The sequence below is a fragment of the Microcystis sp. M109S1 genome, assembly GCF_020247025.1.
Lineage (GTDB): Bacteria > Cyanobacteriota > Cyanobacteriia > Cyanobacteriales > Microcystaceae > Microcystis.
The window spans coordinates 1-10,262 of record NZ_JADBRW010000300.1; the positions used below are offsets into that span (position 1 = coordinate 1).

Consider the following 10,262-nt stretch of genomic DNA (forward strand, 5'->3'; position numbering starts at 1 on the left):
CAGGTGGTCAATTACCTAATTTTCAGGGAAAAAGTCCCTGAATTTTCCCCCCAATCACTCCAAGGGGCGGCACTTTTTGAGGGAAAAAAAGTCTAAAAACCTTGTTGGATAAGGTTTTTAGATTTATTCAGCAAACCCTAGATAAAGACGCTCAGGCAATTTATCACGCTAATTTTGGCGACAAACCCCAGGGAGATATTACCGAAATCGCTGCCCTAGACATTCCCAATCACGATATGTTAATGGCAGGATTTCCTTGTCAACCCTTTAGTATTTGTGGTGATTTAAAGGGATTTGAAGATACCAGAGGCACGCTATTTTTTGAGATTGCCCGTATTTTAAAAGCCAAACAACCCGCAGCATTTATTCTGGAAAATGTCAAGCAATTGTAGGGACATCAACAGGGAAAAACCTGAGAAGTTATTCTCGATACTTTGCAAGATTTAGTATTACTATACCGATTATCGGGTTTTGAATGCGCTTAATTTTGGCCTACCGCAAAAAACGGAATCCATCAGGCCATTGGGTTTGAGCATTATAAATAATATCCGTGAGGATGGTATTTTGGAGATTAGCCAGACGCAAATCGGCGCTGCTTAAATCCGCTTGTTGCAAATTGGTTCCTAACAAACTAGCTTGACGGAGAATTGCACCGCTAAGATTGCATTGGCTAAGATTGGCAGTGCCGAGGTTGGCCCCACTAAGGTTAGCTTGACTAAAGTTCGCTTTTGCCGCTTGCACAGACCACAAAATCGCCTTGCTTAAATTGGCACCCCGGAAGTTAACTGATTCTAGATTGGCATAGCTAAAGTCAAATTGACTGAGATTCAGACCAGATAAATCCAAACCTTGTAAATTTTCACCGTTTAAGCCGATCTTTAAGCCAGCATTGATCGCGCTCTCCAGTTGTTGACGGGTGACGCTAGACATTGTGTAGCAAGGAAAAAGTAAAAAAGCCTGTCAAGACGAGCAAGATGCCCGTCTTGACACTAAGTTAAAACTGGATTAGATCGCAGTTAACCAAACAAGGGTACAGTAACCCAATAACGTTTACGATAACCATTGCCAAAGTTAACTTCGATCGCTTTGCGGGCGATCAAAATCGCCTCATCGCCGTCAATATCGTAGCCAATCTCGGTGGAATTGGGTACAGTGGTGAATTCTAGAGGCATTCCACCGCCACCGCGAGCAGACAGGGAAGCCAATTGTCGGCTAAACTCTGCCGCTAGTAACTGCTCATAGTTGCTAGGTTCGGGTGCTAAGACAGGAGCGATATCACCCCGGGGAGGTGGCGCACTGGCAGAGCGTACAGGACGACTACTTAACTGTTCGAGCGAGCGGACTGATGAATGCACATCGGTGACAGTACCATCGTTATCCAGGGCAATTCGCACCGTACCCGCCCCCGGGGTAATCACCGGGACACCATTAATCAACTGTCGGAATTGGACAATCACACCAGTAGTAAACGGTCCGTCCAATTGTCCCGAACCGTTAGCCGTACCGCCGGCTTCGGAAGATAAGATAATTCGATCGAACACCACTGGGACTTCTTGGTCAAGACCGTAACGCCAGACGGCCTCCTGGGCTAAGGTTTGGGCGCTGTCCATAGCCAAGGGGTTGTAATTATAACGGTTAGGAGTTGCCAAACGAACATCAATTGACCCATCACTACCGTAGGCGATGCTTTGTTCCCCCGTCACCAGGCGATAGGAGCCATTTCTGGTACTAGCAACTTCTGAGGGGATTTCCAGGTCAAGACCAAATCGTGCCGCTAGGCTGCGGGCAGCCGGTCGAGTAGCGTCTAGGGGTTGCAAACGACCGACGAGGAGATGCTGGGGTAAGACCAGTTGTGGTTGGCTACTACGAGCCACATTGTACCATCGCCACCAATACCAAGCATTACTGACCCGTTCGCGAGAAAAATAGCGTTCATTAAAGAGACGATTTTTCGCCTCATCGGCACTGGCACCACAGGCCACCACCGAGGGGGCCTGGTCGTGGGCAATGCGCCAACTAGCATCTAACCAAGCGGTACTTAAAGACTTATTCTTGTTCCATTCTTCCCAGAAAAATTTGCCGTAATTGGGATTATCCCAACTAACAGTTTCATAGCCGAAGAGCATTCGCCAACCGCGATTACTAGGATTCCAAGTCCGAATCGGGTTGTGACCACCCAGAACCCGCAGGGAAAGACAGGTAGACAGAAAAATGTATCTGACCCGCTCGTTAGCCCAAACTAACTTATCACTGCTAGAGACGATCGTACAACCTTCGTTACCCCACGGTTTGCTCATCGGTAGATAAAACACGCCATTGGCATCCATCCCGCCATGACCAGAGTGATAGAAGGCCATGACCGCATCTACCCCGTAGGTATCTTGCCAATCATCGTAGGGTTCGTAGTAAAGCCAGGGTTGTACGCCACAATCCTGATACCAAAAGTTTAAGGGGGTAAACTTTTTCACATAGTCTAACCAGCCTTGGGCATCTTCATGGGTATAGCGCAGGGTGCCAAAGGAGCAACCACAGCCCACTTCAATACTACAGCCGCCATAGAGATTCGCTCCGCCACGCAGGCCATCTTTGCTATCCTGACCGAGGGGGTTTTCGGCAAAGAGAGGAACGGAGGGAATTTCTGGTGTTTCGGACTCAGGAAGGTTAGCTGCGGGGGGAATTTGAGTCGGTTGTGTTAATGTCATGGTATTTTCCTCGTTAAATCTTGAAAAAGTTTTAAAAAACGTAAATTTCCTGAATCACGTCGTTTTCCAGACGCAGATTGACGGGAAATTTTCTTTCCTTAGCGGCGGACAGCAGGGCAAGCATCCCCAAGAAAACACTGTCACTCTCGGGGGCAATCTTGCGCCAGCCGAGGCCGTCCACATAGGCGGCCGCATTGCGTTCTTGGTTAATCATCCACAAACCGGTAATCTGCTTTTTCTCTAGCCAAGCACTGCCGGGGACAGTGAAGGTCATCGTGGCACCAACGGCAGAAATCTGGGCGATTTTTAAGCCAGAGTTGCTACCATCCCACCATTTGCCAGCAGGACTGGTGCTATCGGAAAACTCGGTTTTATAGGGGGATCGAAATAGGTCGGCGTTATCACCGCCATTGGCATCTTTCTCCAAATCGAAGCGATTATCGGCCTGTTCTAAGGAACATTCGTAGTGTTGGCTAGGAGTCATCTGTTCCTCCTCGTTACCATTCTTCTGTTCGTCCACGTGCCAGATGGCTAGGCCCGCATCAGGGAGGAATGTATCCCGGCCAGTTTTCTGCCGGTTTTCGATGAGGAAATACTCGTTAGCGTTCTTACTGTAGAGGTAAAACTCATTCTTGGCCGCAGGAAGACTGGCGGTAAGACCTGGAGTTATCGCTGTCACTTTGCTGGCCCAACCGGCTTCATTTTTGAGGTAGGCACAGACTTGCACGGGATTTTTATCATTGCCTCCGTAACACATCAGACAATAATTACCCACTCCTGCCGATTGACCGCCATAATCGTAGAGATCGGGAAAATCGCAGATCATGTGACCATTTTCATGACAGAAGGTACGCAAGGTCAGTTCACTACCCATATTGGTGATTTGGTAGTCGTATAACTTCTTGCCCCCCCCGACATCGTAGGGTGAAGCTAAACTCCAGGAATGAGGCCATAGTCCTTCGGCCCAATTGTTGACCCGCGGTCCGACATAGAAGACATTTAAGGCATAAATTAAACCGTTACTATCACTACTCAGCTGACTAAAGTTAAAGCCTTGGGATTTCAAATAATTGAGGGCTTCTAGAATCAGTTCTCGGGCGCGAGTACCATAGGCGATCGCTGGATCGGTATAATAGGAGCGATTATGGGCGGCGGTGTAATATTGGGTGACAACATTGGTATAGGTTAATTTTCCCTGGGAATTGTCGTAGAAATAATCCCGTACTGACCCTTTATTGCCAAATCCGGCGTAACCAGGTAGGTTACAGAAGTTGCTGACTTCCTGTTGGGAAATGCTGGCGGCAACGTCGGGAAACTTAATCAAGATACATAATCCCAGATAGTTGCCCACAGTTACTGTTGAAGCTGGTCTGGCATCAGCACTGGTCGTCGCACTGATTCCCTGCAGCTGAGTTTTTTTTTGCTGACGACGGACTTGCCATTGACTGAACCCGTCCTGTAGCATCGGTGCGCTCTGAGCTTGTTGTTTGGCACTCTCGGTCTGGATGCGTAGATGGGGCTGGATGCCGAGGCTTTGGGGTGCTATTTGGCCGACTATCCCATCGGTCGCTATCAGTTGGCTGTTGTCTTCGGAAAGCTGGGCGTAGGTGTAAAAACCATTGTCGGGGTTTTTGACCACGGTATAGCCATCTAGGGTTTCAAAAACAGCATAATACTGGTTTCCCGATCCCCTGACCCTGATAGTGCTGCCGTCGGGATTGGTGAAGGTAAATTCCTCATTCACAAAGGGTGTAGGCATAGATTTGATTCTCCTTGCCAAAGAAATTTTGGCTTTCTCGATAAGAAGCTCTGTTCAAGAACTCAGTACAGGACAATGCACAATTTCAATAATCATCAAATTTTTCTGCGGTGACAATACGATGATCCGCGTAGGGAATTATGAAGATATCGCAGCAATCTGCCCTTTCAGTAGCCCCAACTTTTCGAGGGCAACTATAACCGCTGCCGTCCGAGTTTGTACCCCTAGTTTCTCGTGAATATGTTCTAGATGTTTTCGCACGGTTCCTTCGCTACATCCGATCACTTTTGCTATGGCGGCATTACTTTTATCTTGGGCAATCCAAAATAGCACTTCTGCTTCCCTTTTAGTCAGTCCCAACAATTCTAAGGCCGCAATCGAAAAAGAGGGCAGTTCTTGTTCTTCTAAGAGTAGGAGAAACTGTTCCCCGAGCAGAGTGGGAATCAGAAAAATGATTAACTGTCGTCCCTCTTGTTCTAGGCGTAAGGGTGAACAGGAAAAGGCTTGGTCATCCTTGGCAAGGAGTCGGGCAATCGGATGTTTAAACCACTTTTGCAAGGGTTCTGGTAAGGTGTTCGGGGTATGAGAGAGGGAATACTGGTACAGCAATTGTTCAGATCTTTCTGTAAGCATTTGCACGCTTCCAGCTATATCCATGACTATTAAACCTATCTGCTGGCAAAATTGGGGTAATCGTGGCTTTATTGATTTTATTTGATTATATTTGTCTTTATTGTTTTCTGGCTCTCTCTGTGGGCTAGATAGCAAAGCTGCGACACAACGATCGCAACTTACCGAGAGCTTTGGCATCAATCCCATAAATTTCTCCACTATTCAAATAATTATCACAAAATCCGTCTTTCTGCCCTGGTGGTGACGCTCTTATCTCAAGGCCTAGTGCTTGCTCAGAATATCTGTACTTTTAGAAAGCAGCAAATAGGCAACAGAAAATTAGGAAACAAACAAGAAAATATCTATGTCATCAACATTGATCGCAGTGACATAATTCCTTAAAACAGCCCCCTGTTAACGATAATTTCCTTTAATAAAACGCCAATTCAAGTCTGAATTACATCACTGTCTGATCTATCTTCATAGAATACCTCATTTGGGTTACGATAGTCAAGACATTTTCGAGGACGATTGTTAATAAAGTTTACGGCAAACTTGGCTAAAAATACCTCTAAAGTTCGATTTATTCTTTGACGTAGCTGTGCTATAAGGCGATAAATTATCCCCATTAATTTAGGATATTATCGATCTCTTGCTAGGGATATGATTGATGAATTTACTTAAAGATAAGCAGAAAATTCGTTTTATTGACCTCTTTTGTGGTTTGGGAGGGTTTCGAGTCGCGATTGCACAAGTTTGTCGCCAACAACACTTAGAATCTGATTGTGTCTTTTCCTGTGATATAGATAAAGACGCTCAGGCAATTTATCACGCTAATTTTGGCGACAAACCCCAGGGAGATATTACCGAAATTGCTGCCCTAGATATTGCCAATCATGATATTTTAATGGCAGGATTTCCCTGTCAACCCTTTAGTATTTGTGGCAATTTAAAGGGATTTGAAGATACCAGAGGCACGTTATTTTTTGAGATTGCCCGTATTTTAAAAGCCAAACAACCCGCAGCATTTATTCTGGAAAATGTCAAGCAATTACAAGGACATCAACAGGGAAAAACCTTAGAAGTTATTCTCGATACTCTGCAAGATTTAGGTTACTATACCGATTATCGGGTTTTGAATGCGCTTAATTTTGGCCTACCGCAAAAACGGGAACGGATTTTTATCGTTGGTTTCCGAGAAGCGCGGGGTTTTATCTGGCCAAAACCAGCTTTATCGAGGCAGTCTTTAACAGAAATATTAGAGGAAAATGTCTCAGATTTTTATTATGCTTCCGAGAAAATTCAAAAAAGTCGCCTTCTGAAAAGAGAGGGAAAAAAACCTGATAGTGAACCGACTATCTGGCACGAAAATAAAGGAGGAAATGTCAGTGCTTATCCCTATTCCTGTGCCTTGCGAGCGGGAGCATCCTATAATTATTTGTTAGTGGATGGTCAAAGACGCTTAACAGCAAGAGAAATGCTACGTTTACAAGGTTTTCCCGATGATTATCAAATTGTCGGCAGTTATCAAACTATGCGAAAATTAACGGGTAATAGTGTAGCGATTTCCTGCGTAGCTGCTGTGGTTAATTCTGTAATCGAGTCTTTGTTAGATGTTGAGCAAGCATCAACTAATTCATTCTCGTTCAATCGAACTACTCAATTAAGTTTATTTTCGACTCAGGAGTTTTAGATAGTGGTAAGTATTCAAGACGCTAAAATGAGACTTGATAGCATTATTGCTAAAGCGAGAATTGACTTGTATAAGCCAATTCAAATTGCCGAAGTTCTCAGAAAATCTCGGTTAGAAAAAAATATCAAAATTTTAGATTTAAAGACTTATCAAAATCAATCTATTCGTTGGCGAGATGAAGTAACAATAAGATTGCTTAATAAAGTTTCTACATCTTCTGCTAGATATCAACATGATGTATGGAGTACCACAGCCATGTCTCCTGAGTTACTGGAAATTCTTGATCGAGAAAATAAGCGAACACGGGGAGGTGTAGAACGTTATATTTATTTAAAATTTAGTGAAAGACAAGCCACTGTATCAAGTTTAATTGACTATATAGACAGTCAAAATGAGAAAAGTTTTGATTTAAAATATTTATTAGATGAGTTTAGTGCTAAAGCAGGAATCCGCAGAAGTATAGACAAAGCATACGAGATTATAGCTTATAGTTTATTTGAAACCATTGTAGTATCTCTGGAGGCAGAGATCACAATGTCTATACCTTCAATCAAACAAGATTTATTAAACGAGTTTTCTGATTTAGCTAAAGCCTTACTTGGTTTAGATAAGAACCAAAATAAGCGAGTATTTAAGGCTCATATTTATAGAGTAGGAGTGACGAATGCAGCCGATAGAGGATTAGATATGTGGGCAAATTTTGGCATAGCTATTCAAATAAAACATTTAACCCTTGATGAAGAAATAGCTCAAAATATTATCGATAAAGTAGAAAGCGATCATATAGTTATTGTTTGCCGTGATGCTCATGCTGATGTCATCAAAATTATAGCTCAACAAATCAGTTGGGGACAAAGAGTGCGTGGCATAATACTTGAATCGGAGCTAATTAATTGGTATGACAGATGTTTGCGAGGTGAATTTTCTAATTTGTTGGCCAAACCTTTACTTCAGTATCTAAGTGATAACTTTAGAAAAGAATTTCCTCAGTCTATTGCTTTAATAGATTTTTTAGAGGAAAGAAAGTATTTGAAGTTAAAAATAAGAGATGATGACATTTGGGCTATTGATTAGATTACCAAAAAATAGTATAATAGGGGTTATCTTCCCATACTTGTCAAACGGCTATGAGTCTCTGTCTCAATCCCGATTGTTCGCACAAAAACACCCCCACGGATAAATTCTGTCATAAGTGCGGTTCTCAATTACTGCTCAGAGAACGTTATCGAGCGCTAAAATTAATCGGTCAAGGGGGTTTTGGTAAGACATTTCAAGCGATAGATGAGGATAAACCCTCAAAACCCTATTGTGTGATTAAACAATTTTTCCCATCCGCGCAGGGAACAGGAACTTTACAAAAAGCAGCAGAATTATTTAAAGAAGAAGCGATTCGTTTAGATAGTTTGGGAAGATACCCACAAATCCCCGAACTTTACGCCTATTTTACCGCTAATGATGGGCGACAATATCTCGTACAGGAATATATCGAAGGACAAAATCTCGAACAAGAATTAAAACAGGAAGGAGTATTTAACGAAGCCAAAATTAAACATCTTTTGTCAGAGATTTTACCGATTCTAGAATTTATTCATAGTAAACAAGTAATCCATCGCGACATTAAACCCGAAAATATTATTCGCAGAAAAAGCGATAATAAATTGATTTTAGTTGACTTTGGGGCAGCCAAATTTGTCAGTCCTTTAAATCGTTCCATGACAGGAACAATTATCGGTTCTGCGGAATACATCGCACCAGAACAGGGGAACGGGAAAGCAGTTAACGCCAGTGATTTGTATAGTTTGGGTGTAACTGGCATTTATTTATTAACAGGAATATCTCCCTTTGATTTATTCGACGTGGGAGAACACGAATGGGTATGGCGACAGTGGTTAGTGGATAATCCTGTTAGTAATGAGTTAGGGAATATTCTCGATAAATTAATTGAATTTGGCACGAAAAGACGCTATCAATCTGCGTCAGAAGTGTTGTCAGCTTTGCAGATAAAAACATCAGTCTTTGTCCCCCAGACAACTATTCAAAAACCCGTTAATCCCGTTATTTCCGTTCCCCAAACTCCCCCATCTATCCAGCTTAAAAGCGCCAAAGGAATCGATTATCGGAAATTAGAAGATTTATTAAAACGGCAGCAATGGAAGGAAGCGGACGAGGAAACCGCCAACTTAGTACGAAAAGTAACTAATCGTGTCAAAGATTGGTTAAGAGATGAAGATATACAGAAATTTCCTTGCGATGATTTACAAACTATTGATCAATTATGGGTTCATTACAGTAACGGAAAATTTGGCTTTTCTGTGCAGGGGCAAATCTATCTAGAAATCGGTGGCATGGAAGAATATAATGAAAGAAATTGGGATATTTTTGGCAGTTTGGTAGGCTGGCAAAAAAATAATAGTTGGAATTGGCAAGATATTAATTATAGTTTGCAAGCACCTCAAGGACATCTACCGCTAATACGCTACGGTTATAAGGGACAAGGAAGTTATATTATCTATCATCTAACCTCAAGAATATTTGTTTGTCAGATTTATAGTCACCAGATTATTAATCAAAAACAATCTGTAGCAACAATTATTCAACCTCCCGCTATTTCCGTTCCCCAAACTCCCCCATCTATTCAGCTTAAAAGTGCCAAAGGAATCGATTATCGAAACTTAGAGGATTTATTAAAACGGCAGCAATGGAAGCAAGCGGACATAATAACTTTTGAAACTATGCTGAGAATTTGTAACAGACATAAATTTTTAAGAGTTGAAGATATAGATATTTTTCCTTGTGAAGACTTACAAATAATTGATCAACTATGGTTAAAATATAGCCAAGAAAAGTTTGGCTTTTCGATTCAAAAACAAATATTTGATCGGCTTGATAATGGTCAACAATATAATGATAAGCTCTGGGATGACTTCGGTTTGATTATAGGATGGCGAAAGGGGAATAAAAACATTAGATACGACAGGGCTATTTTCGATATCAATGCACCTAGAGGACATCTACCATGCCGAATCTTTGATTTGTGGAATTGGGGAGGAGTTGGTGGCGGAACTGGGTCTCTATTTTATTCTCTCGCGTCGAGACTTGCAAAATGTAACATATAAAGGTAACAGCCAATTTTTAAGAATTGTATCGGGTTGATTTTCCACGAAGCCATGCGGGTTCTGGGATAACAAAACTGGCACAATTCTAGGAGAAGATATTTGCCGACTCAAAAACAGAAAGATACCTCTATCTTTATTTGTCAATTGCTTTCTAATCTCTACCAACCGATATACCTATTCCACTATGATAGCCGACTCAAAATTATTTATATTTTAGCGGGAACCAATGAAGACATCAGCATTTTAATCGATGAACAGGGAAATTGGAACTTTGAATTATGAAAAAATCACCTTCGGAAATGACTAACGCAGAACTCCGTCAGTATCTTTCGGAACATCGAAATGAAGAAGCTATTTTTAGTGAAGCACTAGAAGTATTA

Annotated in this window: 8 protein-coding genes and 4 pseudogenes; 7 read left to right on the top strand and 5 right to left on the bottom strand. The window is 42.2% G+C overall.

The window, feature by feature from the left end:
• Positions 1-137: 137 nt before the first annotated feature.
• Positions 138-528: pseudogene (gene dcm / locus IM322_RS14985) on the top strand (DNA (cytosine-5-)-methyltransferase); the annotation flags it as partial.
• Here the strand turns inward: dcm and IM322_RS14990 are convergent.
• From IM322_RS14990 to IM322_RS15010, 5 genes and pseudogenes are all read right to left on the bottom strand, one after another.
• Positions 493-930: a pentapeptide repeat-containing protein gene (locus tag IM322_RS14990; protein WP_287672605.1), complete on the bottom strand. Its 438-nt coding sequence runs from the start codon at positions 928-930 to the stop codon at positions 493-495. The pseudogene dcm and the gene IM322_RS14990 overlap by 36 nt on opposite strands.
• A gap of 86 nt (positions 931-1,016) precedes the next feature.
• Positions 1,017-2,702 (bottom strand): DUF6345 domain-containing protein, encoded by a 1,686-nt coding sequence (locus IM322_RS14995; RefSeq protein ID WP_286825121.1) that lies wholly within the window; start codon positions 2,700-2,702, stop codon positions 1,017-1,019.
• Between the two features lie 31 nt (positions 2,703-2,733).
• Positions 2,734-4,461 (bottom strand): M6 family metalloprotease domain-containing protein, encoded by a 1,728-nt coding sequence (locus IM322_RS15000; RefSeq protein ID WP_287672608.1) that lies wholly within the window; start codon positions 4,459-4,461, stop codon positions 2,734-2,736.
• Positions 4,462-4,599: 138 nt separating this feature from the next.
• Positions 4,600-5,118: a response regulator transcription factor gene (locus IM322_RS15005; RefSeq protein ID WP_287672610.1), complete on the bottom strand. Its 519-nt coding sequence runs from the start codon at positions 5,116-5,118 to the stop codon at positions 4,600-4,602.
• Between the two features lie 401 nt (positions 5,119-5,519).
• Positions 5,520-5,630, bottom strand: a pseudogene (locus IM322_RS15010) (IS30 family transposase); the annotation flags it as partial.
• A 113-nt stretch (positions 5,631-5,743) separates the two neighbouring features.
• Between IM322_RS15010 and IM322_RS15015 the strand changes: the two are divergent.
• From IM322_RS15015 to IM322_RS23745, 6 genes and pseudogenes are all read left to right on the top strand, one after another.
• Entirely contained in the window at positions 5,744-6,766 is a 1,023-nt protein-coding gene (locus tag IM322_RS15015; protein WP_287713250.1) for a DNA cytosine methyltransferase, read from the top strand.
• A 3-nt stretch (positions 6,767-6,769) separates the two neighbouring features.
• On the top strand, positions 6,770-7,840 hold the full coding sequence (locus IM322_RS15020) for a HaeII family restriction endonuclease (RefSeq protein ID WP_287675524.1): 1,071 nt from the start codon (positions 6,770-6,772) through the stop codon (positions 7,838-7,840).
• Positions 7,841-7,893: 53 nt separating this feature from the next.
• Positions 7,894-9,312: pseudogene (locus IM322_RS15025) on the top strand (GUN4 domain-containing protein); the annotation flags it as partial.
• Between the two features lie 159 nt (positions 9,313-9,471).
• A pseudogene (locus IM322_RS23405) lies at positions 9,472-9,882 on the top strand (GUN4 domain-containing protein); the annotation flags it as partial.
• A 99-nt stretch (positions 9,883-9,981) separates the two neighbouring features.
• Positions 9,982-10,164 carry a DUF6888 family protein gene (locus IM322_RS15030; protein ID WP_287675522.1) on the top strand — a complete coding sequence of 61 codons (183 nt, stop codon included), beginning with the start codon at positions 9,982-9,984 and terminating at the stop codon, positions 10,162-10,164.
• Positions 10,165-10,181: 17 nt separating this feature from the next.
• Positions 10,182-10,262 (top strand): DUF6887 family protein (locus tag IM322_RS23745; protein ID WP_416361018.1); only part of this gene is annotated, 81 nt, incomplete at its 3' end.

What these genes read in the sequence shown, in the direction of transcription:
- IM322_RS14990 (WP_287672605.1), bottom strand. Translation starts at nt 930, where the DNA reads ATGTCTAGCGTCACCCGTCAACAACTGGAGAGCGCGATCAATGCTGGC.
- IM322_RS14995 (WP_286825121.1), bottom strand. Translation starts at nt 2,702, where the DNA reads ATGACATTAACACAACCGACTCAAATTCCCCCCGCAGCTAACCTTCCT.
- IM322_RS15000 (WP_287672608.1), bottom strand. Translation starts at nt 4,461, where the DNA reads ATGCCTACACCCTTTGTGAATGAGGAATTTACCTTCACCAATCCCGAC.
- IM322_RS15005 (WP_287672610.1), bottom strand. Translation starts at nt 5,118, where the DNA reads ATGGATATAGCTGGAAGCGTGCAAATGCTTACAGAAAGATCTGAACAA.
- IM322_RS15015 (WP_287713250.1), top strand. Translation starts at nt 5,744, where the DNA reads ATGAATTTACTTAAAGATAAGCAGAAAATTCGTTTTATTGACCTCTTT.